This is a genomic window from Lentzea sp. DG1S-22 (genome assembly GCF_036321065.1).
Classification (GTDB): Bacteria; Actinomycetota; Actinomycetes; order Mycobacteriales; family Pseudonocardiaceae; genus Lentzea; species Lentzea jiangxiensis.
In genome coordinates this window covers 1,969,879-1,993,763 of the sequence record NZ_CP143276.1, presented here as the reverse complement: position 1 = coordinate 1,993,763, position 23,885 = coordinate 1,969,879, and the positions used below count along the sequence as shown (strand labels likewise).

23 protein-coding genes are annotated in these 23,885 nt (G+C 72.5%); 2 read left to right on the top strand and 21 right to left on the bottom strand.

Going from position 1 to position 23,885, the window contains the following annotated elements; all coding sequences use genetic code 11:
• Positions 1 to 232 precede the first annotated feature (232 nt).
• The 17 genes from V1227_RS08805 to V1227_RS08725 are packed head-to-tail and all read right to left on the bottom strand — an operon-like array spanning position 233 to position 15,943.
• Complete coding sequence (locus V1227_RS08805) at positions 233 to 1,381, bottom strand: ABC transporter permease (protein WP_329792011.1); 1,149 nt, start codon at positions 1,379 to 1,381, stop codon at positions 233 to 235.
• Entirely contained in the window at positions 1,378 to 2,571 is a 1,194-nt protein-coding gene (locus V1227_RS08800; protein WP_329792010.1) for an ABC transporter permease, read from the bottom strand. The genes V1227_RS08805 and V1227_RS08800 overlap by 4 nt, the downstream gene beginning before the upstream one ends.
• Before the next feature lie 31 nt (positions 2,572 to 2,602).
• Entirely contained in the window at positions 2,603 to 3,541 is a 939-nt protein-coding gene (locus V1227_RS08795; protein ID WP_329792009.1) for an ABC transporter ATP-binding protein, read from the bottom strand.
• A 13-nt stretch (positions 3,542 to 3,554) separates the two neighbouring features.
• Positions 3,555 to 4,583, bottom strand: a complete 1,029-nt coding sequence (locus tag V1227_RS08790) for a right-handed parallel beta-helix repeat-containing protein (protein ID WP_329792008.1) — start codon at positions 4,581 to 4,583, stop codon at positions 3,555 to 3,557.
• Entirely contained in the window at positions 4,574 to 5,089 is a 516-nt protein-coding gene (locus V1227_RS08785) for a phosphopantetheinyl transferase (protein WP_329792007.1), read from the bottom strand. The genes V1227_RS08790 and V1227_RS08785 overlap by 10 nt, the downstream gene beginning before the upstream one ends.
• A complete protein-coding gene (locus V1227_RS08780; RefSeq protein ID WP_329792006.1) occupies positions 5,086 to 5,859 on the bottom strand; it encodes an alpha/beta fold hydrolase in 774 nt (257 codons plus the stop codon). Before V1227_RS08780 ends, V1227_RS08785 begins: the two co-directional genes overlap by 4 nt.
• Positions 5,860 to 5,878: 19 nt before the next feature.
• Complete coding sequence (locus tag V1227_RS08775; protein ID WP_329792005.1) at positions 5,879 to 6,727, bottom strand: ester cyclase; 849 nt, start codon at positions 6,725 to 6,727, stop codon at positions 5,879 to 5,881.
• Positions 6,718 to 7,161 (bottom strand): phosphopantetheinyl transferase, encoded by a 444-nt coding sequence (locus V1227_RS08770; protein ID WP_329792004.1) that lies wholly within the window; start codon positions 7,159 to 7,161, stop codon positions 6,718 to 6,720. The genes V1227_RS08775 and V1227_RS08770 overlap by 10 nt, the downstream gene beginning before the upstream one ends.
• Positions 7,158 to 8,072, bottom strand: coding sequence for an ACP S-malonyltransferase (locus V1227_RS08765; protein ID WP_329792003.1), 915 nt, complete (start codon positions 8,070 to 8,072; stop codon positions 7,158 to 7,160). Before V1227_RS08765 ends, V1227_RS08770 begins: the two co-directional genes overlap by 4 nt.
• A 50-nt stretch (positions 8,073 to 8,122) precedes the next feature.
• Positions 8,123 to 9,004 carry an alpha/beta fold hydrolase gene (locus tag V1227_RS08760; RefSeq protein WP_089926939.1) on the bottom strand — a complete coding sequence of 294 codons (882 nt, stop codon included), beginning with the start codon at positions 9,002 to 9,004 and terminating at the stop codon, positions 8,123 to 8,125.
• The gene (locus V1227_RS08755) at positions 9,001 to 10,251 is read right to left on the bottom strand and encodes an FAD-dependent oxidoreductase (RefSeq protein WP_329792002.1); all 1,251 of its coding nucleotides are present in this window, start codon (positions 10,249 to 10,251) and stop codon (positions 9,001 to 9,003) included. The genes V1227_RS08760 and V1227_RS08755 overlap by 4 nt, the downstream gene beginning before the upstream one ends.
• Positions 10,248 to 10,976, bottom strand: coding sequence for a nitroreductase family protein (locus V1227_RS08750; RefSeq protein ID WP_329792001.1), 729 nt, complete (start codon positions 10,974 to 10,976; stop codon positions 10,248 to 10,250). Before V1227_RS08750 ends, V1227_RS08755 begins: the two co-directional genes overlap by 4 nt.
• Entirely contained in the window at positions 10,973 to 13,234 is a 2,262-nt protein-coding gene (locus tag V1227_RS08745) for a beta-ketoacyl-[acyl-carrier-protein] synthase family protein (RefSeq protein ID WP_329792000.1), read from the bottom strand. Before V1227_RS08745 ends, V1227_RS08750 begins: the two co-directional genes overlap by 4 nt.
• A 46-nt stretch (positions 13,235 to 13,280) precedes the next feature.
• A complete protein-coding gene (locus V1227_RS08740) occupies positions 13,281 to 14,354 on the bottom strand; it encodes an aminomethyltransferase family protein (protein WP_329791999.1) in 1,074 nt (357 codons plus the stop codon).
• Positions 14,355 to 14,361: 7 nt separating this feature from the next.
• Positions 14,362 to 14,841, bottom strand: coding sequence for a 3-hydroxyacyl-ACP dehydratase FabZ (gene fabZ, locus V1227_RS08735; protein ID WP_090104597.1), 480 nt, complete (start codon positions 14,839 to 14,841; stop codon positions 14,362 to 14,364).
• Positions 14,838 to 15,143, bottom strand: coding sequence for an acyl carrier protein (locus V1227_RS08730; RefSeq protein WP_090104595.1), 306 nt, complete (start codon positions 15,141 to 15,143; stop codon positions 14,838 to 14,840). Before V1227_RS08730 ends, fabZ begins: the two co-directional genes overlap by 4 nt.
• A 53-nt stretch (positions 15,144 to 15,196) precedes the next feature.
• The gene (locus V1227_RS08725; protein WP_236223787.1) at positions 15,197 to 15,943 is read right to left on the bottom strand and encodes a 3-oxoacyl-ACP reductase family protein; all 747 of its coding nucleotides are present in this window, start codon (positions 15,941 to 15,943) and stop codon (positions 15,197 to 15,199) included.
• Between the two features lie 142 nt (positions 15,944 to 16,085).
• Here V1227_RS08725 and V1227_RS08720 point away from each other — a divergent pair, with 142 nt between their 5' ends.
• Complete coding sequence (locus V1227_RS08720) at positions 16,086 to 17,696, top strand: FAD-dependent monooxygenase (RefSeq protein WP_329791998.1); 1,611 nt, start codon at positions 16,086 to 16,088, stop codon at positions 17,694 to 17,696.
• A 55-nt stretch (positions 17,697 to 17,751) separates the two neighbouring features.
• Here V1227_RS08720 and V1227_RS08715 read toward each other — a convergent pair whose 3' ends face one another.
• A complete protein-coding gene (locus V1227_RS08715; protein WP_329791997.1) occupies positions 17,752 to 19,227 on the bottom strand; it encodes an AfsR/SARP family transcriptional regulator in 1,476 nt (491 codons plus the stop codon).
• Positions 19,224 to 20,444, bottom strand: coding sequence for a macrolide family glycosyltransferase (locus V1227_RS08710; protein WP_329791996.1), 1,221 nt, complete (start codon positions 20,442 to 20,444; stop codon positions 19,224 to 19,226). The genes V1227_RS08715 and V1227_RS08710 overlap by 4 nt, the downstream gene beginning before the upstream one ends.
• 248 nt (positions 20,445 to 20,692) lie before the next feature.
• Here V1227_RS08710 and V1227_RS08705 point away from each other — a divergent pair, with 248 nt between their 5' ends.
• Positions 20,693 to 21,802 (top strand): DegT/DnrJ/EryC1/StrS family aminotransferase, encoded by a 1,110-nt coding sequence (locus V1227_RS08705; protein ID WP_329793984.1) that lies wholly within the window; start codon positions 20,693 to 20,695, stop codon positions 21,800 to 21,802.
• Between the two features lie 30 nt (positions 21,803 to 21,832).
• Here the strand turns inward: V1227_RS08705 and V1227_RS08700 are convergent, their stop codons facing one another.
• Both V1227_RS08700 and V1227_RS08695 read right to left on the bottom strand, forming a co-directional pair.
• Positions 21,833 to 23,227, bottom strand: coding sequence for an NDP-hexose 2,3-dehydratase family protein (locus tag V1227_RS08700; protein ID WP_329791995.1), 1,395 nt, complete (start codon positions 23,225 to 23,227; stop codon positions 21,833 to 21,835).
• 19 nt (positions 23,228 to 23,246) lie between these two features.
• A complete protein-coding gene (locus tag V1227_RS08695) occupies positions 23,247 to 23,813 on the bottom strand; it encodes a dTDP-4-dehydrorhamnose 3,5-epimerase family protein (protein ID WP_329791994.1) in 567 nt (188 codons plus the stop codon).
• Positions 23,814 to 23,885: the final 72 nt, after the last annotated feature.

The following is a 23,885-nucleotide window of genomic DNA, read 5'->3' as shown; positions in this document are numbered from 1 at the left end:
GCAAGGCGCAGGAGAAGTGCGCGGCTGCTCAAGCCGAACTGAACGGGGTGCCGAAACGCGCCGGATGAAGTGCGATCTCAGATCAGCAAGATCGTCCCGGCGGAGTCGTCCGCGAGTATCGCCATGCGGCTCGACCTGAATGGACGTAGTTCTCGGCACGCACAGGCATGACCGTGCAGGACGGTGGCGTCGTTGGCGCGTGCGCTCGACGCGCGTGGTGTGGTCCGTCCGCCTAGACGGTCGCCAGCGCACGCCGCCGGAACACCACCATCGCGACGCCCAGCACCACCACCGCCATGCCCGCGAGCACACCAGTCTCGACCAGAACCGACCCCAGCCCTGCCGATGGACGCGACAGCGTGAGCAACGCGTCCATCGCCCACGAGTGGGGGAACAGGTAGCCGATCGTGCTCAGCGTTTCGCCGGCCACCTCGCGCGGCCACAGGCAGCCGCCCAGCATGCCCAGCACGATGCCGACCGGGGGACCGATGGCGGGAGCCTGCTGCGGCGAGCGCACCAAGGCGCCGACCAGCATCGCGGCACCCGTCGCGATCAGGCAGAACAGCGCGACGACCACTCCCACGCCCAGCGGGTCGCCCCACCGCACGTCGAACAGGAGCCGACTCACCACGATGATCAGCAGGGACTGCGCGAGCGCCACCGCGAACCGGCTCACCGCCTCACCCAGCAGCACCTGGCTCCGCCGCACCGGTGCGGCCAGGGAACGGCGGACCATGCCGATGCGGCGGCTCTCGACCAGCGCGGCGGCGACGGCCATCGAGTTGACGAACGTGAACAGCAGCAGGTTCGCGGGCGCGGTGTAGGCGAAGCCGGTCGGCTTGGCGGCCTCCTGACCTCCCGTCGAGGTGACGGTGACCGCCACCGACTCCTCCTTCGCCTTGCGCACGTAGTCCTCGGCCTGCTCCGGTGACGCGCCCGCCGCCCGCGCCGCGCGGGTCGCCTCCAGCACCGCGGCCACCCTGCCGACCGCCACGTCGATCTCGCTGCGCGCGGCCATGCCACTGCCGCTGGTCTGGGTCATGACCAGTTCGAGGGTGGTGTCGCCCGGTGTCACGAGCAACCCGGCGGCGAGCTCACCCTGGCGGACGCCGTCGCGGACCTCTTCCGCGGACCCCGCGCGCCGCACCTCCAGCGCCTCGTCGGACTCGAGTTCGGCGACCACGGCCGCCGACACCGGGTCGGAGGTGTCGGCGACCACGGCCACCGGCAGCTTCGCGTCCGCCGCGTCGCCACCCAGGGCCATGCCGACGAACACGATCGTCACGAACGGCATGACGACGATGAAGAACATGCCGACCTTGTCGCGCAGCTGGCGCTTCAGGTTGGCCAGCACCAGCGCGGTGACGGGACGGGGCCTCATGCGAACCTGCCTTTGCGGAAGCCGAGCAACGCCACCGTGCCGGCGACGACGCCGATGCCGGTGACCACGGCGATCGGCACGAGCACGGCGGACGGCCCGGCGCCGGTGCCCGCCAGCTCCGACAGGCCCGCCGACACCCACCCGTTGGGCGTGATCAGCGAGATGCCGCGCAGCCACTCGGGCAGGTTGTAGACGGGAACGATGCTGCCGCCCAGGAACGCGAACACGAACGCCACACCGAGCGTGTAGCCGTCGGCCTGCGCATCGGTCTTCGCGCGGCTGGCCACGAGCATCACGATCGCGGTCGCCGCGAACACGTGCGCCAGCAGCAGCGGGAAAACGCCGAGCGGGTCGCCCCAGCTCGCGCCGAAGACGAGCACGGACGACAGCCAGGTCGCGCACATGCTGAACAGCGCCAACCCGAACCCGACCGCGCTCTTGCCCACCAGCGCCGTCCACAGGGGCACCGGCGCGGCGCGCATCCGGTCGAGCGTGCCGTTCTGCCGCTCGACGAGCAGGCTGCGGGCCGTGGTGCCGACGACGAAGAACGCGAACATCACCGCCATGCCGGCGCCGTAGTGCACCGCCAGGTCGACCCGGCCGCCCGCGACCGGGTCGCCGACCAGGGACAGCGCCGGGCCGGCCGCGCCGTTCTCCTCGACGAACAGCTGCACCCGGTCCGCGGGCACGCCCGCCTCCAGCGAGGCGCGCACGGCCAGCGTCCTGGCCTCGACCAGGGCCGAGATCCGGTCGACCATGCTGCGCGCCACCACACCCGCCAGGGGCGACTGGGGCGACTCCAGAACGGACACCTGCCCGCCGCGGCCCGCGCCGACGCCCTCGCTGAACCCGGCGGGGAACACCAGGGCCGCACCCGTCTCGCCGCCGTCGACCGCGCTGCGCGCCGCGGCCTCGTCCGGGTACTGGCGGAAGGTCAGCACGCCCTTCAACTCGTCGGTGTTCAGCGCTTCGCGCTGCACGCTGGCCGGGAACTCGCCACCGTCGAGGTCGACCACGCCGATGGTCGCCTTGAGCGGCGGGTCGTCGTCACCGCCCAGCGCCAACCCGAACAGGGTCGCGAGCAGAATCGGCGCGACGAGCGCTATCAGCGGCGCGGTGCCGTCCCGCAGCCGCGACCGCAACTCGTGGCCGCCCACGACCAGCAGGGCACGCAGAGTGCTCTTCCCCAAGGTTTTCGCCCAATCCCTAGCTCGGTCCGCGTCAGTCCCGCAGGGTGCTACCGGTGAGGTGCAGGAACGCCGCCTCCAGGTCGGGCTCGACGACCTCGACACCGGTCACCGCGCCCGCGTCGCCGACGGCGGCCAGCAGTGCGGGCAGCAGGTGCCGCCCGCCGGCGACGAGCAACCGGATCGACGACGACCCGGTGACCACCGCCTCGGACACGCCCTCCACGGTGCGCAACTTCTCGGCTGCCGCGGTGACGTCGCCGTCCAGCGTCAGCTCCACGCGATCCGTGCCGCCCAGTTCGGCGACCAGTTCGCGTTTGGTGCCGTCGGCGACCACGCGGCCCTGGTCGATGATCCCGACCCGCGTGCACACCCGCTCCACCTCCTCCATGTAGTGGGAGGTGTAGAGCAGGCTCATGCCCTCGCCGACCAGCGCCTCGACCCGGTCCAGGATGGCGACGCGGCTCTGCGGATCGACCCCGACCGTCGGCTCGTCGAGGATGAGCAGGCGCGGCCGGTGCAGCAGGGCCACGGCGATGTTGGTGCGCCGCTTCATGCCGCCGGAGTAGGTGTCCACCTTGTCGTCGCCACGACCGGTCAGGCCGACCAGGTCGAGCACCTCGCCGATGCGCGAGGTCAGCTCGCGCCGCGGCAGGCCGTAGAGCCTGCCGAAGTAGCGCAGGTTCTCCCGGGCGGTGAGCTCCGGGTACAACGCGATCTCCTGCGGCACGTAGCCGATGAGCCGCTTGGCCGCCACCGGGTCCTCGTCGACGTCGATGCCACCGACCCGCACCGAACCCTCGTCCGGGCGCAGCAGCCCGACGAGCATGGAGATGGTCGTGGTCTTGCCGGCCCCGTTGGGGCCGAGCAACCCGTACGCCTCCCCCTCGTCGATGTGGAAGCCGACCCGGTCCACCACAGTCTTGTCGCCGTAGCGCTTGACCAGGCGCTCGCACACCAGCGCAGGCGTCATGTCGTCCTCTCGATCAAGATCCGCACCCGTCGATCAGCTCTGGCTGGGAGGTGCCCACCACGTTGTTGCGGAAGCGCTGGTTGCCGGGGTCGGTGCCGATCTGCACGTCGAACGGGCTGTTGCCGGTGATGGTGTTCCACTCGAAGGAGTTGTCGACCGAGTCGGAGCCGCCCCAGTCCGCCGACGAGGCCAGCACCAGCGCGGCGCCCATGACCGACGGACCCGTGGGTTCGTTGCCGTGCAACCGGTTGCCGACGACCGAGACGCGCTGGACGCCGATGGCGGCGATGCCGACGCCGGACATCGGCGGCCCGGCGAAACCCAGCACGCCGGGCTCGTCGCCACCGGAGGCCAGGGTGTTGCCGGTGATGTCGTTGTCCGCGACGAGCACGTCGGCGACGCCGCCGGGCAGCTCACCCTCGTAGGTCTGGTGCAGCAGCAGCACGCCCGCCGCGTTGCCGTGGCAGCGGTTGCGCAGCACCCGCGCACGGCTGGAGTTGTCCACGAACACGCCGAAGGCGTTGGCGGTGCTCTCGCTGTCGGCGATCAGTGCGTCGGCGGCCGGGCAGAACGCCAGCGCGATGCCGCCGTACTGGCTGCCCTCCGCGCGGCAGCGCAGCACCTCCACCACGGCCGACTCGCGCACGTACAGGCCCCACACCGCGTTGCCGACCGACTCGACGTCGACGAGTCTCAGCTCGGTGGCGGTGTGCGCGTAGACGCCCGCCCCGGAGAAGCCGCGCACGGTGAGGCCCTCGACGGTCACACCGGACACGTCGTGCACGGTGATGCCGTTGACCACGTCGGCGGGGGCGTCGTGCAGTGCCGGCACGGCGCTGGGCGCGACGGTGCCGGGCACGACCACCGTGCGGCCCGCGCCCGCGCCGACGAGCGCGACGTCCGGGCGGCCGACCACCAGGCTGCCCTCGTACGTCCCTTCGGCCAGGCGCAGCACCGTGCCCGGTGCGCAGGTGTCGAGCGCTTCCTGAACGGAGTCCCCCGGTCGAATGCGGACTTCGGTCCTGACCTCGGTCACGGACATCGCAGCGCTCCTCTCGGCATGGTGATCAGTATGGCAAGGGCGACGATCAGGTCACCGCGAAAACCCCAGCGGGCCATGCCCACGACGGTGGCACTGTCGCCAGGGGCCGCGGATCGCTCGGTGAGCCGGGCCAGGGCGGCCGAACCGCTGGCACCCAGCACGGAGTAGACGCAACGCTCGGTCATCGAGACCCTGGTGGCCGCCTCGACCTCGGGCACGGCGGCGGCCAGCAGCGGGTCCGCCCACTCCGCACCGGGCAGCGGCACCTCGCCGCACGCCTCGAAGTCGTGCCAGGAGAACCCGCGCGGCCGGCCGCCGACCGCCTTCACGAGGCACTCCTTCACCGCGACCGCGGCGGCGGTGGCGAGGCCGGGGTCGGCGTGCAGGTCCCGCTCGGCGGGGGAGGCGACGTGCCGGGTGTAGGCGGGCCCGCTGTAGGACATGGCGCGGGTGACCCTGGCGACGTCGACCACGTCCACCCCGAACAGCATCGGCGGCGCGGTCACCCGGTGACCCTGTCGAGGAACCGCAGCAGTTCGGCGGTGTAGACCTCGCCGCGCTCGATCATCGGGATGTGCCCGCAGTCCTCCACGGTGACGAACTCGGTGTTCGCGTGCTGTGGCACCAGTTCCAACCACGGCTCGATCGGCGTCATGCGGTCGTGGCGGCCCCAGATGTACAGCGACGGGCACGTGACCTTGTCCATCGCCGGGTCGACCCGGTAGGTCCTGGTGGCGCGGATGCTGCGGGCCATCGCGACCATCGCCGAGCCCTGGCGCAGCAGCTGCGCCGTCGACTCCACCTGCTCGTCGGTGAACAGCGGTTCACCGTGGAAGAGGGCGGCGAGCATGCGGTCGCGGAACTGCTCGCCCTGCAACCGCACGTCGCCGCGCCGGTCCATGTTCAGACCCACGTCGGGGTCGGCGCTCAGGCCGGGTGCGCCGCTGACCGCGATGGCCCTCACCCGGTCCGGGAAGCGGCCCGCGAGGTCGATGGCGACCAGACCTCCCAGGGAGTTCGCGCAGACCACGACCTGCTCCGCGCCGACCGCGTCCACGGACTCCATCAGGGCGTCCCCGAGGCGTTCGATGGAACCTGCGATCTTCGCGTCCACTCCGCAGATGGGCTCCTCGGTGCGCAGCACCGGCCACCCGGCGTCGGCGAGGGCGGCGAACGGGTGGTCCCAGATCCAGCCGCCCGCGAACAGGGCGGACATGAAGACCACCAGTGGCCGACCACCCGCCGCGGGCCGGTGGTCGGCGGTGAAGACCGTCATCGGGCAGCTCCTGGCGTCATCAGAACAGCGGGTTGGGGGTCGGGGTGGTGCCGCACGCGCAGGTCTTGCCCGCGCCCGCGTCGACCATCTCCTCGCAGCCGGGGCAGCGCAGGTGGAGGGTCTCGCGCTCCAGCACCCACACGCTGGTGTACGCCCCGGTGCACAGGCCGCCGCGGAAGAACTTCCGCAGGGACCGCTGGTGCGGCCGGGCGTGCACGGCGCGGATCGACTCCGGGCGGTCGAAGGCGCTGATCGTGTACTTGCGGGTGCCGATCTCGAACGTGCTCACGCCGAGGAAGCCCTTGGAGGCGCGCATCGACTTGACCACCTCGGTGCTGAGCAGGTCGACCTCCGCGCCCTCGACGTCGTCGCGGACGTCGAGGTAGGTGAACGTCAGCACCCGCGGGTAGTCGGTCCTGTCCATGGTGGTGCGTGCGCTGATGCCGTACTCCTGCACCTCGTCGTCGCTGAGGAGGAAGCGCGCCGTGTGGCCGAGCGACGAGGCCAGGGCGACCCGGTCGAAGTGGCGGCGCACGCGCACCGCGCCGTCCACGACGGTCAGCACGTCCACGCCGTCCACCCTCGCCGTACCGCCCGTGCCCGGTATCCCGAGGTAGGGGGCGCGGTGCGTGCCGCTCAGGGTCCAGGTGAGCACGGCGGTGCCGCCCGCGCCGGCGGCCGGCGCGAAGTCGAGCACCAGGTCCGGGAACCGGGTCAGCACGGCCTCGACGTGCGCGACGAGGCCCGCGCCCGCCACCGGCTCCGGGGTGTCCGGGTCGGAGAACTCCGCCACCGCGTCGGCGACGGCGGCGGCGTCGCGCTCGCGCCAGGCCGCGCTCCACCGCGCGGCGGTCTCGATCAGGTCCACGCGGTCACCGCTTCCAGGTCGTGGTCCTCGGCCAGCCGGGCCGCGGTCAGTGCCACCGCGAACGCGAGGTCGGCGGTGTGGCTGACGGAGACCCGGACGCGGGTGCCCGCCGCCTCCCGCCCGTCGAGCGGGCCGATCAGGCGCACCCCCGGCGGGTGACCGTGCAGGCAGGCCGCCGTGCGGCTGCAGAGGGGAGCGGGCAGGGGGAGCACCTCCACCGCCCCCAGGTGCTCGGCGGTCACGGGCTCGTCCAGCAAGCGCAGCACGGCGTACTTGGCCGCGAGCCTGCCCGCCCAGTGCTGCAGGGTGCGGCCGGCGCCGGACCGCAGCCGTTCCGGGCGGGTGAACACGACCTCCAGCGGCATCGGCTCGACCAGCTGCCACGGTGCGGTCAGCCCGCCGAAGGCGACCGCGGCGCTGCCCCACCTGCTCATGCCGCGGGCTCCGGGCGGCGCAGCCTGCGCAGGGCGACCGGGTCGGCCATGCTGACGCAGCTCGAGCCGACGCCGCGCAGCAGGCCGGCGAGCACCTTGCTGTCACCGACCTCGACCAGGGTCTCGGCATCGGCGAGCACGCGCATCGTCGCTGTCCACCGCACCCGCTCCGTGAGCTGCGCGATCAGCGCGTCCACGATGGTCGGCAGGTCCGTGGTGGGTTCGGCGGTCGCGTTCGGGACCACGGGGACGCGCGGCGAGCGCATCGGTGTCGCGCGCACCGCCTCGGCCCAGCCGTCCAGCGCGCCCGCCATCAGCGGCGAGTGGAACGCGTTGCTCACCTTGAGAGCCACCACCTTGCGGGCGCCGGCCGCCCCGGCCAGCTCGACGAGCCGCTCGACGGCGGCGGTCGCGCCGGAGACCACGGTGTGGTCCGGGGCGTTCTCCAGGCCGACGACCAGCGGCTCACCCGGCCCGGCGGCCTCGGCGGCCAGTTCCTCCACCCGCTGCGCCGCCAACCCCAGCACGGCCGTCATGCCGCCGGTGCCGGGCAGGTCGGCCATCAGGCGGGCGCGGACGGCGACCAGGCGCAGCGCGGTGTCGACGTCCAGCACCCCCGCCGCGCACAACGCGCTGATCTCACCGACGCTGTGCCCGGCGACGACGTCCGGTTCCACGCCGCGTTCCCGCAGGACCGCGAGCGCGGCGAGGTTGCACGCGGTCACGGCGGGCTGCGCGTGCAGGGTGTCGACGAGCTTGTCCAGCGGCCCGCGGGCGCACAGCTCCGACACCGGTTCGGGCAGCAGCCCGTCGGCGCGCGCGACCACCGCCGCGCCCACCGGGTCGCGGCGCAGCCAGCCGCCCATGCCGATCCGGACCGTTCCCTGGCCGGGGAACACGAAGCCGATCACCTGCGCACCTCCAGTTCTCCGCGCTGCCTTGCCGACGAGCCGGGCACGGGTCAGAGCCGGCGCCGCCGGGTGGGCACCGCCGCGGCCTTCTCGGTGCCCAGGAAACCCAGCAGCAGCTTCGTGACGATCTCCGGCTGGTCCAGCGGGATCCAGTGGCTGGCGTCCTCGACCCGCTCGTAGCGCCACGAGCCCTTGACGAACTTCACCGAGCCCGTCATGCCCTCTTCGAGCAGTGCCTTGTCCCCGGTGGACCAGATGCCGAGGGTGGGCGCGAGCACGGGCGGGAAGTTGCCCTCCACGCGCAGCTCGGCCTCGGGGGAGCGGTTGGCGCGGTACCAGTTCAGCGCCGCGGTGAGCGCGCCCGGCTTGGCCAGCTCGCGCGGGTAGCGCTGGTGGTCGCCCTCGCCGCCCATGATCTCCTTGAACAGCCGCCACCCGTTGCGCCGCAGCAGCTGCTCGCTCACGCCCGGGAACTGGTAGAAGAGCATGTACCAGCTGGCCTTGCGCTGCTCGATCGACGGCGTGCCGAACACGCCGGGGTGGCCGACCGACAGCACGGCGAGGTGGTCGACGCGGCGCGGCATCAGGAACGCGTACATCCACGCGATGGCGGCACCCCAGTCGTGTCCGACGATGTGCGCCTTGGGGATGCCGAGGTGCTGCGTCAGGGCCACGACGTCGTTGACGATCGTGCGCATGTCGTACGCCTCGACCTCCTGCGGCTTGCCCGACTCCCCGAAGCCGCGCAGGTCGGGAGCGATGACGCGGAAGCCGGCCTCGACCAACGGGTCGATCTGGTGCCGCCACAGGTAGTGCGAGTCGGGGAAGCCGTGCAGCAGCACGACCGGGTCGCCCTCTCCCTTGTCCACGTAGGCGATGTCGATGCCGTTGACGTGTGCCGACCCGGTCAGCAGGGTGTCCTTGACGCTCATGCCCTCTCCCTGAACAGCCTCTCGGCGAAGAACTCGCTGAACCCGAACTCCGGCACGTCCTCGGGCGGGACCATGTTGAGCAGGCCGGTCACCGACGCGGCGAAGTTGTCGGCCATGAGCTCGCGCGCCCGGCGGCGGCGCTCGGCCGCGACGGGACCGAACTCGCAGTGCAGCTTGGCGATGATGTCCGCGCCGAAGTGCAGCCGGTCCATCCGGAACTTCCGTTCGGCGAGGTACCCCTCGAACGCGGCGGGGGACCAGTCGTCGCCTCCGGTCAGCACCTCGCACACGGCACGGGTGTCGCGCAGGCTGCACGACAGGCCGGTGCCGAGCACGGTGTCGGCGTTGCCCGCCTCGTCCCCGACGAGCACCACGCCGTCCATGACGATCGGCTGCTCGGGGAACATCGCCACCGACGGCCACAGCTTGAGCGGACCGATCGGTTTCGCGGCGCCGTACACGGCCTTGCCGCGGTCGGGCAGGGACGCCAGCTCGAAGTCCGCGATGAACCGCCTCTCGCCCTCCGGGCCCTGGTAGAGCTTCCGGTTGGCGGTGGGGAAGTTGATGTAGAGCCGGGCGTTGCCGTCGCCCTGCGGGAACACCATGAACATCTTCTCGTCCTCGGTGCCCATCGCCTGCACGTCCATCGGCCAGTCGTCCAGGCCGGTGACCCGCAGCCCGCCGCCCCAGTGGTGCACCGAGGTCGCCATGGACACACCGACCTGACGGCCGACCGTGCAGCCGCGGCCGGTGGCGCCGATGACGATGCGCGGCCTGGCCAGGTGTTCCTGCCCGGCGTGGGTCCAGCGGACCTCCGGGCTGGTTCCGGCGGTGACCCGGACCCGCTGCGCGCCCATGACCACTCTCGCGCCGCCGTCCTCGGCCTGTTCGGCCATCAGCGCGCAGACCTCGTGGTGCGGGAACGACATGGGGCCGCCGACACCAGGCACGAACCGCGTCATGTCCACGGTCTCCGCCTCGGCCGGGTCGACCGTCTCGTCCCACTGCGTCCACTCGCGGATCTCCCACGCGCCGCCGAGTCCGAACGCCTCTTCGACGCCCAGCGTCTGCGCCTCGCGCAGGCCCCACGGCGCGATCCACTCGCCGCGCACGATGTCCCGGTAGGTCTCCTGCTTCTCCAGCAGCACCACGGACAGGCCGTTCTGCACGAGGTTGGCCGCGGCGGACGCGCCGGCGATGCCGCCGCCCACCACGACCACGTCGATCCCGTTGTGCTCGACGGTCATGCCTGCCACCTCTCCCAGGACGTGCGCTCCTTGGCCGGAACCCGCTTGGCCGGGCGGAAATCGGTGCCGATCGTGTAGGCGACCGGTACCAGGCAGACCTGGGTGACACCGGCGGGGATGCCGAGCAGCTCGCCCACCTGCCGCTCGAACGGCAGGTGCATGCACGTGATCGTGCTGCCGAGGCCGCGGCTGCGCAGGGCCAGCTGGAACGACCAGATCGCGGGGAAGATCGAGCCGTAGAAGTTGCTGGCCCGCATGGCCCCGATCCGCACGCCCTCCTGCCAGGTGCCGAGGTTGCGCGTGCCGGTCGCGCCGAGCCACTCGGCGTCGATCGCGCCGATGTCCGGCGGCCGGCCGAGCACGCACGGGATCACCAGCGCGGGCACCCCGGCGATGGTCTCGGCCAGCGCGGCGGCGGAGGCGTGGTTCTTCATCGCCTGCGGGTTGTTGCGCCGGCGCCCGGACCGCGTCCACACCTCCTTCTGGTGGAACTGCCAGGAGATGTCGAACAGCTCGGCCAGCTGGTCCTTCACCGCCTGCTCGGTGATCACGACCCAGCGCCAGTTCTGCTGGTCGTTCGCGGTCGGTGCCTGGACGGCGATCTCCAGCGCCTCCTCGATCACCTCGCGCGGCACGGGCCGCTCGAGGTCGAGCCGGCGGCGCACCGACCGGGTGGTGGTGAGCAGCCGGTCGGTCTCCAGCACGTCGAAGGGCAGACCGGTCATACCGCACCCAGCAGGGTTCCTCCGCGCACCGAGCCCGGTGCGGCGCTGAGCACGAGGGCCTTGGCCGGCGTGGCCGGCAGCTCGGGCTTGGTGACGTAGGACTCGACCGTGCCGGCACGAGGGCTGTTCAGCCCCGGGATGGCCGGTGCGACACCGTCGCGCAGGGCGAGCGCGGCCAGCGCCAGGTTCAGCGCGCCGGTGGCAGCGCCCGCGTCACCGGTCAGGCCGGCGGTGGCGGTGAGCCGGGCGGACGGGACGGCGTCGAGCACCGCGTGCGCCTCCGCCTCGTCGGCGGCGCCGCCGGTGGCCGCACCGACCACCAGGTCCACGCCTTCGGTGGGCAGCGCGGCGATGCTGCGCTCCACCAGGGACCGCTCGTCGCCCGCTCCCGCGCTCGCGTGGGCGCTGCCCAGCACCCGCGCGTACGGGGTCGCGCCCCTGGCCGCGGCGTGCGCGGCGGACTCGACGACCAGGGCCACCGACGCGGACGCGGGCGCCTCGCCCGAGTCCCGGTCGTAGGGGTCCACCCGCGTGCCGTCGCCGGGCCTCGGCGCCTCGTCGGCGGCGACCACGATCACCACCTCCGCCTTGCCGGCCCGAACGGTTTCCACCGCGCAGTCCAGCGCGATGGACGCCGACGCGCCGCCGTTGCAGATCGTCGTGGTCGGGCCGCGCAGGCCCAGGGTCTGGCACACCGCGCCGCCGGTGGCGTTGAGCACCACGTTGGAGAAGCTGAGCACGGCGGGCTTGTTCGGGTTGGCCAGCACGCTCTCGTCGAACCCGTCGGTGCTCTCCACCGAGCCCGCCGCGGTGGCGAAGATGACGCCCACGTTGTCCAGCGCGGCGCGGGGCAGCTTCAGCCCGGCGTCCTCCCAGGCCAGCCGGGAGGCGGCGATCGCCATGCGGGACAGGTTGTTCATGTGCCGCCACAGCGAGCGCGGCGCGAACGTGCGGCCCTCCAGGGACGGCTCCGCGCCGACCGCGGTGCGTCCGTTGGCGACCGCCTCGGCGACCTCGGCGATGCCGGTGCCCAGGCCGGTGACGGGTCCGAGGCCGGTGAGGACGACCTCGGTGGCGGGCAGTTCGTCGTACTCGCGCGGGCCGCCGGGGCGGCGCAGCACGAGCGAGGCGTTGTTGCCGCCGAACGCGTAGTTGTTGGACACCACGACGTCCATGTGCAGAGGGCGCGCGGTGTTCGGCACGAAGTCCAAAGTGGACTCCGCGATGGCCTCGTCGGTGAACCCGATGGTGGGTGGCGCGGTCGCGGTGCGCAGTGCCAGCACGCTGGCCACCGCCTCGACCGCGCCCGCAGCGCCCAGCGTGTGCCCGATGAAGCTCTTGATGCTGCTGGTCGGCACCTGCGGCGCCCGCTCGCCGAACACGGCGCGCATGACCTTCTTCTCCATGGCGTCGTTGGCGGGCGTGCCGGTGCCGTGCCCGTTGACGTAGTCCACGGCGTCGGGGTCCAGACCGGCGTCGGACAGCGCCCGGCGCATGGCCGTGGTGCCGCCGCGGCCGGTCGGGTCCGGCGCGGTGGCGTGGTAGGCGTCGGCGGACAGGCCGTAGCCCGCGACCTCTGCCAACGGCTCCGCGCCCCTGGCCAGCGCGTGGTCCAGCGCCTCCACGACCAGGAACGCCGCGCCCTCGCCCAGGTTCAGGCCGTCCGAGCGGCTGTAGGGGCCGCACGGGCGGGCGCTGAGGGCCTGCAGGCCCGCGAACCCCGCGTAGGTGCCGAACAGCAGCGGGTCGACGCCACCGGCGAGCACCACGTCCGCTTCCCCGGTCAGGATCTTGTCCTTGGCCAGGCCGACCGCGTTGCCGCCCGCCGCGCACGCGGTCGAGACCAGGATGCGCGGGCCGGTCATGCCCAGCTTGCCGGCGACGACGTCACCGGTGGCGTGCATGGGCTGGTAGCCGCCCGCCGCGGTCGGGGTGGCCTGGCACTTGCCGAGGACCAACCCGAACCGCTCTCCAGGCAGGTCCGCGCCCAGCCCTGCCTGGATGACCGCCTGCCGGGCGGCGACGAGGGCGAGCCGGGCCGTGCGGTCCAGCCCGGTGTCCTCGGCCGGCAGCTGCGCGTCGATCCACTCGTCGGGCACCTGGCCCGCGAACCTGGCCTCGAACGCGGCGAACCGTTCGTCCTCCACGGCGGTGATGCCGCCCGCGCCCGCGGTGAGCCGCGCCCAGAACTCCTCCGGGTCCCTGCCCACCGCGCAGATCACCCCGACTCCGGTGATGACCACTGGCCGCAGCGCCATGCTTGCTCCTCCTCGCGACCCCCGGGCGACGGCCCGGGTGACCAGATCAGATGATCGGGGTGCTCCAGCTCTTGGGCGTGACGTACGGGCTGGTCAGCGTGACGACCTCGGTGTCGCCGACGGTGAGCGTGAGCCCGGCGGAGGCCAGGTCCGGCGGCAGCCGCAGCAGGCCGAGGGAGGACTTCAGCCCGACGCTGTGCACGGCGTGGACGACCTCGCCGATCTTCTCCCCGCCCACGGTGACCGGCGTACCCGGCGCGGGCACCTCGGTGCCGCCGGAGAAGCCGACGGTGCGGCGCTCCGCCGTGCCCTCGAAGGCGGCCACCACGGCGTCACGTCCGACGAACTCGTCCTTGGTGATGTCCACGAGCCAGCCCGCGCCCATCTCCAGCACGTCGACGCCCTCGCCCGCCTCGTGGCGCACGACCGGCTGCCGCACCTCCAGCATCGCCAGCTCGACGGCCTCCTGACCGGCGGGCACGGCGTGCTCCAGGGCTTTGGTCCACAGCCGCTCGGCCGACTCGCGCGGCACCAGCACCTTGTACCCGTACTCGCCCGTCACGCCGGTGCGTCCGAAAAGGACGTCCACACCGTCCCACTGGGTGTCCACAACAGACTCGAACGGCAGCGAGGCCAGCTCGCCGTCGATCAGCCGGCCGACCACGCCCCACGCGTACGGGCCCTCCAGGCCGAAGAGCGCGTACTCGGCGGTGCGGTCGGTGATCTCCACGCCGGGCTCGGCGTGTGCGCGCAGGTGCTCCAGCAGCCGGGTGCCCGCGCCGGTGGAGGACTCCAGCAGCAGGCCGTCCTCCCGGCCCCACACCACGACCTGGTCCACGACGGTGCCGTCCTCGGCGAGCACCAGGCTCGTCATGCAGCGCTCGGCGGTCAGGTACTCCACGTCGCGCGCCAGCACCTTCTGCGCGAAGTCGACGGCGTCGCCGCCGGAGAGCTCGATGATCCGCTCGCCGGACAGGTCCAGCAGGGCGGCCCGCTCCCGGATCGCCTCGTACTCGGCGTCGAGCGTGCTGAACCGAAGTGCGACCTCGGCGTCCAGGACGGTGCCGTACGCGGCACCCTCGGGGTGCGCGGCCTTCACCGGCGACGTCAGGGATTCCATTGGCGTGTCAGACCTTTCCGGTAGGGCTGGTGGCTGCCGGGTCGGCGATGGTGATGGTGCCCTCGGCGGCGACCTGGCCGTCGACCCTGGCGCTCACCTTGAACTCGGTGAAGCCCCGGCCTCCCGCCGTGCGGTCGGCGGTGAGGAGGAGCTGGTCCCCTGGCACGACGGGGCGGCGGAACCGCATCGCCCGCACGCCCGCCAGGTAGCCGATGGGCCCCGCGCCGGCGAGGGCGACGACCACGCCGGCCAGCTGGGCCATCGCCTCGACGACGATCACGCCCGGAAGCACGGCCGCGCTCGGGAAGTGCCCCTGGAACCACATCTCCGTGGCCGCGACGTTCTTGATCCCGACCGCGCCGACGCCGGGGGAGACCTTCTCGACCCGGTCGATCAGCAGGAAGGGCCACCGGTGCGGCAAGATCTCCCGGAGCTGGTCGTTGGTCAGCGACGTCCCCGCCCGCACGGGCTCCCGGGTCGCCGTCATGCCGAACCGGTCGGCGCCCGCTCGGCCAGCGCCGGGTTCACGTGGTCGGCCAGGCGCGACACCGAACCGAACACCGACATGTCGCTGTCGTAGAGAGCGACGCCGAACTCGGCCTCGATCGCCACGTACAGCTCCAGCACGTCGAGGCTGTCGAGCTCGAGTCCGCGGCCGAACAGGGGCTGGTCGTCGGTGATCCACGCGGGCTCGATCGGCAGGTCGAGCCGCGAGACGATCATCTTCTTGATCTGGGCGCACGTGTCGTGCCGGGCGGCCGCCGTGGCGCGCAGTTCGTCGAGGGTCACGCTTGTCCTTCCGTCCACTGGTACTCCGGCTCGGTGGTGTTCCGGCTCGGGGGTCAGCCGAGCCCGCCGCCGTTGGCGACGAACGTCTCGCTGGTGATGTAGGACGCCTTGTCGGAAGCCAGGAACGTCACCAGGTTCGCGATCTCCTCCGGGCGGCCCATGCGGCCGAGCCGGATGCGCGAGGCGTAGCCGTCGCGCAGCTTCGCGGGGATGACCTTGGTCATGTCGGTCTCGACGAATCCCGGCGCCACCACGTTGACGCGCACGCCGTGCGGAGCCGCCTCGTAGGACAGCGCCTTGGTGAACGCGATGATCGCGCCCTTGGACGCGACGTAGTTCGTCTGGCCGGGGAAGCCGCCGTCCAGGCCGCTCGCGGAGCTGAGGGTCACGATCGCGCCGCGCCGCTGGTGCTGCATGATGCGCATCGCCTCGCGGCAGGCCAGGAACGTCCCGTGCACGTTGATGTCCATCGTCTCGCGGAACAGGTCGCTGCTCATCGCGACCAGGTGCCGGTCCCGCGTCACGCCCGCGCTGGTGACCAGCACGTCGAGCCTGCCGTGCTCGGAGCGCACGGAGCGGAACAGCTCCCGCACCGCGTCCTCGTCGGTCACGTCGGCCCGCACCGCGCTCGCGCTGCCGCCGTTCTGCTCGACCTGCGCGACCAACTCCTTGGCCTGTTCCTCCGAGCGCGAGTAGTTGACCACGACGTGGACGCCGTGGGCCGCCAGGTCGACCACGACGGCCCGCCCGATCCCGCGCGACCCGCCGGTGACCACGGCGACCGATCCTTCGGCGAACATGCTGCCTCCCCACGTTGTCCAAGGCTTGCCCGCTGCGCACGCCGTCGTTCGGCGCAACGCTACTGACCTGCGATTTCAGTGCTCTATCACTTCGATATCCGCCTCCTTGACGTCCCCGCGGCGGTGTCGCAGGCTCCTGCTCATGGCTGACTTCGAGGTCGACGTCCTGATCGTCGGTGGTGGCCCGGTCGGCCTCGCCGCGTCGATCGAGTGCTCCCGGCACGGGTTGACGTCGCTGCTGGTGGAGCGGCACCCCGGGACGTCGATCTTCCCCAAGGCGCGCCTGGTGTCCACCCGCACGATGGAGCTGGTGCGGTCGTGGGGACTGGCGGAGGAGGTCGAGCGCGCCGGCCTGCCGCGCGAGGACAGCCTGGCCGTCGGCGTCGGCTCCTCGCTGACCGCGGACGACTTCCACCGCGAGGTCGCGCCTCTCGCCGAGGACGCGCCGCAAAGCCCCACGTACACCTACATCTGCGCGCAGGACAGGTTCGAGGTGGTGCTGCGGGGCCTCGCCGAACGCTCGCCCGGCTCGGACGTCCGGTTCGCCACCACCCTCACGTCGCTGGACCAGGACGAGTCCGGTGTGGACGGTGTGGTCGAGTCCTCCTCGGGCCGCGCCACCGTGCGCGCCCGCTACGCCATCGCGGCCGACGGCGGGCGCAGCACCGTGCGCGACCGGCTCGGCATCGGTGTCGAGGGCCCGCCTCCGCTCGGGCACATGATCAGCATCATGTTCGACGCCGACCTGGTGCCGCTGCTGACCGACAGGATGTGCGCGCTGTACTTCATCCGCAGCGCGATCCCGTGCGCGGTGGAGGCGGTGGACAACCAGCGGCGCTGGATCATCCAGACCGGCTACGACCCGGCGGAGGGCGGAAGCGCCGCCGACTTCACGCCCGAGTTCTGCGTGCAGGTCGTGCGCGAGGCCGTCGGCGTGCCGGACCTGGACGTCGAACTGGTCGGCGTGATGCCGTGGCTGCAGCAGGCGGTGACCGCGACGCGCTTCCGCTCGGGCCGGGTGTTCCTGGCGGGCGACTCGGCGCACGTGTCGACGCCGCAGGGCGGGTTCGGGATGAACTGCGGCATCCAGGACGCGCACAACCTGGTGTGGAAGCTGGCGGCGGTGTTGTCCGGCACGGCCGGCGAGGCCCTGCTCGACACCTACGACGCCGAGCGCCACCCGATCGGCGAGCGCACCGTCGGCGAGAGCCTGGCGAACGCCTTCATCACGTTCCGGATGATGGAGGGGGAGCTGTCCATGAAGGAGGCCATCGCGCGGCAGGCGGGCCGGCGCAGCTGCGAGGGCTTGGTCCTCGGCTTCCACTACGACTCCGCCGCCGTCGTGCCGGACGGCACCGGCGCACCGGTGGTCGAGGACCCCTACCGGACGTACGTCGCGACCGCGCGTCCAGGCCACCGCGCGCCGCACGTGCCACTGACCAGGGGAGCGGAGGCCTTGTCCACATTGGACCTCTTCGGTGCGGGGTTCGTCCTGCTCACCCCGGCGGGCAGCGGCTGGGCGCAGGCGGCGAAGGAGGTCGGCTCCCGGACCGGCGTGGCGATCACGGCGGTCGAGGTGTCGGCCGACGGCTCGACCGCGGTGGTGTCGCCGGACTGGGCCTCGGTCTACGGCGTGGGTGCGGCAGGCGCGGTGCTGGTGCGACCGGACGGTCACGTGGCCTGGCGCAGCACGGCCGCCGCGTCGGCGGACGCGCTGTCGGCGGCGGTCGACGCCGTTCTCGCACGTGGTTGACCGGCTCACCGGCCGGGGTGGTGCTACCCGCCGCGCGGTTGGCGGGCAGCACCGGTCAGGCAGGCACGCCGGTCAGCCGTCGGCGTGCCTGGCGGTGCGGTGCCGCCCGCACACCCGCCGCCGCGCGGCGCAGCGACAGCGGGAAGCCGTCCGCCGAGCCGACGATCCTGTTCGCCTCACCGCGTTCCTCGGCCACCCAGTCGTGCCCGAGCAGCATGGTCAGCAGCTGCCACGACTCCTCCGCCGTCAGCGGTTCCAGGAACGCCCGGTGCGCGCCGTGACGGGCGACGAGCTCGTCCATCGGATGCCTGCTGGTGACGATGACCCTCGTGTGCGCGCCGCCGGGCAGTAGCGGCCGGACCTGGGCGTGGTCCACCGCACCGTCCAGCACCACCAGCACGCGCTTGTGCGACAGCGTGCTGCGGTACAGCGCGACCTTCTCACCCGGATCGTCCGGGATGGACGCCGCGGTCACGCCGAGCGCCCGCAGGAACCGGTCCAGCAGCACGGTCTGCGGCACGGGGCGGCCGAAGTCGTCCACCAGGTCGGCGTGCAGCTGCCCGTCCGGGAACCGGTCCTGGCGGTGGTGCGCCCAGCGCAGCGCCAGCGCCGTCTTGCCCACCTCGCCGGGACCCGACAGCACGGCCACGCCGGGCGCGTCGGGGCCTGCCGCGAGGGCGGCGTCCAGCTCGGCCAGCTCGGCCGACCGTCCGGCGAACGGCAGGACCTGGCGTGGCAGCTGGGACGGCGCCACCGCCTGGACCTCGCCGCGGACCGGCGCGAGCAGCGCCGGCGCGTCACGCAGCACCTGCTCGTGCAGTTCCCGCAGTTCCGGACCGGGCTCCAGGCCGATCTGCTCGACCAGCACCCGCCGGGCGTCCTGGTAGGTGCGCAGCGCGTCGGCCCGCCGGCCGGACCGGTACTGGGCGAGCATCAGCTGGGCCCGTGCCCGCTCGCGCAGCGGGTGTTCCGCCACCACCGCGGCCAGCTCCTTGCCGACCCGGTGGTGCAGCCCGAGCCGCAGCTCCAGCTCGGCGCACGCCTCCACCGCGTCCAGCCGCGCGGACTGCAGCGACACCGCTTCCGCGCGCAGACCGGGCAGGTCCTCGAACGGCACACCGCGCCACAACCCCAGCGCCTCGCGCAACAGCGCCGCGGCGCCCGCCACGTCACCACTCGCCGCGCGCGGCCGGGCCCGGCCGACGAGTCCGTTGAACCGCAACCAGTCCACGGCGTCCTCGTCCAGCCGCGCCACGTAGCCGGGGCTCGCGGTGTCGATGACCCGGCCCGCCTCGCCGAGCGCCCGCCGCAGCCGGGACATGCAGATCGCGATCTGACCGCGTGCGCTGGCCGGCGGGTCGCCGTGCCACACCGCCTCGATGAGCCGGTCCACGCTGACCACTCGGTTGGCGTCGAACACCAGCCGCGCCAGCACCGCGCGCTCGCGGGGACCGCCCACCCGTTCCTCCACGCCATCGCGGAGGAACCGGATCGGGCCCAGCACGCCGAACTCGGCCGGGGCGGGGGTCAACGCGACCGCGCCAGGTGCTTCTCGACCTCGTCGGCGGCGCGCGCCGCACCGCCCGCTTCCGCGACGGCCTTGCGCATGAGGTCCGACCGCGCCGCGACCTCCTGGTCGCCGAGCACCGACGTGACCGCGTCGGCCAGCGTCGCGGGCGTGAGGTCGGCGGGGTCCAACACGGTGCCGAGGCCCAGTTCGCGGACCCGCCAGCCGGTGGGCCGGTCGAGCGCGGAACCCGGCACGCACACCATCGGCGTGCCCGATCGCAGCGCCTCCATCACGGTGCCCATGCCGGCGTGGGTGACGCACAGCGCCGCGTGCTCGAGCACCGCCACGTGCGGCACGAAGTCGTGCACCTCGACGTTGGGCGGCAGGTCGCCGAGCGAGGCGCGGTCCACACCGCCGCCGGTGGTCATCACCGCGTGCCACGGCCGATCGCGGAACGCTTCGACGCACGTGCGGAAGAAACCCTCGTCCTCGTTGAACACCGCGCCGAGCGACACCAGCACCACGGGCAGGTCGCCGGCGGGCGGCGTCCACGACCCGAGGAAGCTGCGGTCGCCGACGCACGGCCCGACGAACGCGAACCGCTCGTCGAAGGTCTCGCCCGCGTACTGGAACTCCCGCGGCACGGTGACCAGGCTCAGCGGCGGCACCTCGAACCACACCTCGTGCGGCGCGGCGGCCACCCCGTAACGGGCGCACAGCGCGCCGATGCGCCCCATCGTGGCGCCGACCCACTCCGGCATCTCCTTCGGCCGTTCCGCGGCCGGTCTCTCGGCGGCGCCGGATTCGGGGTTGTACATGGCGTTGAGGAAGGAGAAGTGCTCGTTGGAGGCGAACACCGGGATGACCTGCGTGGCGGGGAGGTCCCAGTGCCGGGCCAGCACACGGGCCGCGTAGAGCACCGAGGTGTCGTAGACCAGGCAGTCCGGCCGGTCGCCGTCGAGCTCGGCCGTCGCGGTGGCGAGCATGGCCTCGCTCTCGTCGAGCAGCACGCCCATCAGGTAGCCGGGATCGTTCGCCACGCGGGCGAAATCGGCGTCGCGGTACCGGGACGGGTAGGTCACGACGGTGGCGCCGGCCTCGGCGGCGATCTCCGCCATGCTCGGCGCGGTCAGGTAGGTGACCCGGTGCCCGCGCGCGGCCAGTTCGGTGACCACCGCGAGGTTCGGGATGACGTGCCCGTGATCCGGGTGGCACATGAACAGGAAATGCCGCGACATTGTGTCGTCCTCGCCCCGATTGTTGTGCTGGAATCCGGCGACCCTGCCGGGAGCGTGGTCACCGTAAAGCGCCCGCAAGCAGCCTGGACACCCCTATCACCCCTGTTCCCCCGACGCGGCCGGACGAGTGGCCGTGCGCCTTCGCACGGCCTCCGGCGACCACCCTGACCTGCAGATTAGGGGTTACCCCCTAGTCGGGGGCTCGACCTAGGCTGGCCGGGATGCCGACCACAGCGAAAGGGCTGCCGATGGCCACGCTCGTCTGGGACTACTCGCGCGAATACGAATTGGAGCGCAAGGACATACTCGACGCGGTCGAGACCGTTTTCTCCTCCGGCAGACTCGTCCTCGGACCGAGCGTGTCTTCCTTCGAGGCGGAGTTCGCGGCCTACCACGGCGTCGCCCACTGCGTCGGCGTGGACAACGGCACGAACGCCATCCGCCTGGCACTGCAGGCGCTCGGTGTCGGCCGCGGCGACGAGGTGGTCACGGTGGCCAACACCGCCGCACCGACCGTGCTGGCGATCGACGCCGTCGGCGCCACACCGGTGTTCGTCGACGTGGACCCGGACACCTACCTGATGGACGTCGCCCAGGTGGCTTCGGCGATCACACCGCGCACCAAAGCCCTGCTGCCGGTGCACCTGTACGGCCAATGCGTGGACATGGAACCGTTGCAGGAGCTCGCACGGCGGCACGGCCTGCTGGTGCTGGAGGACTGCGCCCAGGCGCACGGCGCGCGCCACCACGGCCGGGTGGCCGGGTCGATGGGCGACGCCGCCGCGTTCTCGTTCTACCCCACCAAGGTGCTCGGCGCCTACGGTGACGGCGGCGCGACGATCACGGACAACCCGGAGGTGGACGCGAACCTGCGCCGCCACCGGTACTACGGCATGGAGAAGACCTACTACGTCGTGGAGACGCCCGGCCACAACTGCCGGCTCGACGAGGTGCAGGCGGAGATCCTGCGCCGCAAGCTCGTGCGCCTGGACGACTACGTGGCGGCGAGGCAGGCGGTGGCCGCGCGGTACGCGGAGGCGTTGGCGGACACCGACCTGGTGCTGCCCACGACCGCACCGGGCAACACGCACTCGTACTACGTCCACGTGGTGCGCCACCCGCGGCGCGACGACATCCTGGAACGCCTGAAGGCGCACGACATCCAGCTGAACATCAGCTACCCGTGGCCGGTGCACACCATGACCGGTTTCGCGCACTTGGGCTACGCGGAGGGCAGCCTGCCGGTGACCGAGCGGGTGGCCCGCGAGATCTTCTCGCTGCCGATGTACCCGTCGCTGCCCCAGGAGACGCAGGAGCACGTGGTGGACGCGCTCAAACACGTGCTGGCGACGCTCTGACCGAGCCGGTGGCGGGCGGCGACGCCCGCCTCACCCGCGCGCGAGGAGACTCCGCAAGCAGAGCAGCAGGCTGCGGGCCTGGATGTTGACGTAGAAGCTGTGGCGCAGCAGCTCTTCGTACTGGTGCAGGGTCAGCCACCGGTACTCGGGGTCGTCCCGTGCGACCTCGGCGTCGGTCTCGACGACCAGGTACCGGTTGCGGGCGCCGAGGAACCGGCCGCCTTCCTCGGACAGCACGGCGTCGAAGCGGATCCTGGCCGAGCCGAGCACCTCGTCGAGGAACCGGGGCCGCACCGGCAGGTGCTCGTGCGTTTCGGGGACGCATTGCACAGTGGGCGCCAGCTCGGTCACGTCGGCGTAGCCGGCCTCGGTGCGCGCGTGGGTGAGCACGTGCAGCACGCCGCCGATCTCCTTGACCAGGAACGCGATCACCCCCGTGCCGACCGGTTCGATCATCGGCTGGGACCAGGTCCCCACCTCGCGCCCGCCGGCACGCACGTCCACGCCCACGACGGTGAAGAACCCGCCCCCGCGGTGCGCGATGACGCCGTCCTCGCGGGTCCAGTCCGGTAGCCCGGCCAGCGGACCGAGGGTGGCGTGGAGGTCGGTGCGCGTGCGGACCTCGGTGATCCAGCTCAGCACCTCCCCGGTGGTGTGCACGCCGGGAGTGGCCGGGTCGCCGGACCGGACCAGGGCTTCGCCGAACGGGTCGGCCGCCGCTCCGGCGAGGGCCGCGCCACCGCCGGGCAGGCAGGCCAGCACCGTGCGGGCGTCCATGTTCACCAGGTCCGGCACGGTCATCAGGCCGGCGATCTCACCGAGGGTGAACCAGCGGAACCCCTCGCACACCTCGACCTCGTCGTCGACCTCGACGACCATGTTGCGGTTGCGCTTGCGGTAGAACCACGCGCCCTGCTCGGACTGCCGGATGTCCACCAGGACGTGGTGGCCGGAGGTGTCGCGGAAGTGCTCCAGGTAGGGGATGGGCTTGCCCTGGTGCACGCGGGTGTAGTTGCTGCGGGTGGCCTGCACGGTCGGCGACAGCTGCAAGCCGTTGGCGTTGCCCGGTTCGTGCTTGGCCTGCATCAGGAAGTGCAGCACGCCGTCGAACTCCCGCACGAGGATGCCGAGGATGCCGATCTCCGGCTGGTTGATGATCGGCTGCGACCAGTGCGGCACGGGCGTGCCCGGCAGGTCGACGGCCAGCCCCTCGACGCTGAAGAACCGGCCGGTGTGGTGGCGCAGGTTGCCGGTGCCCGGTTCGGTGAGCCAGCCCGCGAGGCCGTCCAGCGGCACGCGCTCGACGTTCATCCAGCTGTGTTCGGCGGTGCGGGCGAGCCAGGCGTGCACGGCGTCGGCGTCACGCGTGGCGAGCATCGACTCGGCCAAGCGCGTCTGGGTGGGACGGCGGGTGGGCGCGGTCACCTGGTGTGCTCTCCTCGGCTCAGGCGGCGTGTACCGGAAGCAGTCCGTTGTCCCGTGCGAGGACCAGGCCCGGCGCGGTGCGGTCGCGTTCGGACAGCACGGCGTCGGCGGGCACGGGCAGCGCCAGGTCCGGGTCCACGATGGACACCGCCAGCTCGTCCGCGGGTTCGTAGGCGCGGGAAAGCAGGTAGTGCACGGTGGAGTGGTCGTCCAGGGCGATGAACGCGTGGCCGAGTCCGGGCGGCAGGTAGACGGCGCGGAAGTCGTCTCCCGCCAGCTCGACGGAGTCCCACGTGCCGAACGTCGGCGAGCCGACCCGCAGGTCCACCACGATGTCCAGCACACGCCCACGTGAGCAGGTCACGTACTTCGCGCAACCCGGTGCCGTGCGGGCGTAGTGCACGCCGCGGGCGACCCCGCGGCGTGACACGCTGGCGCTGGCCTGGGCCACGGTGAACAGCGGCGCACCGACCGCCTCGGCGAACGCCTCGTGCTGAAAGGGGGAGACGAACAGGCCTCGGTGGTCCGGGAACACCTCGGGCTGGAACTCCCAGGCTCCGCTGACAGAGAGTGCGCGGGCTTTCATCGACGACCTCCGTCTCAGGACGGTGATCAGCGTGCAGAGGCCCGGACCGCGCGGTCAACCAGCTTAGGGGAA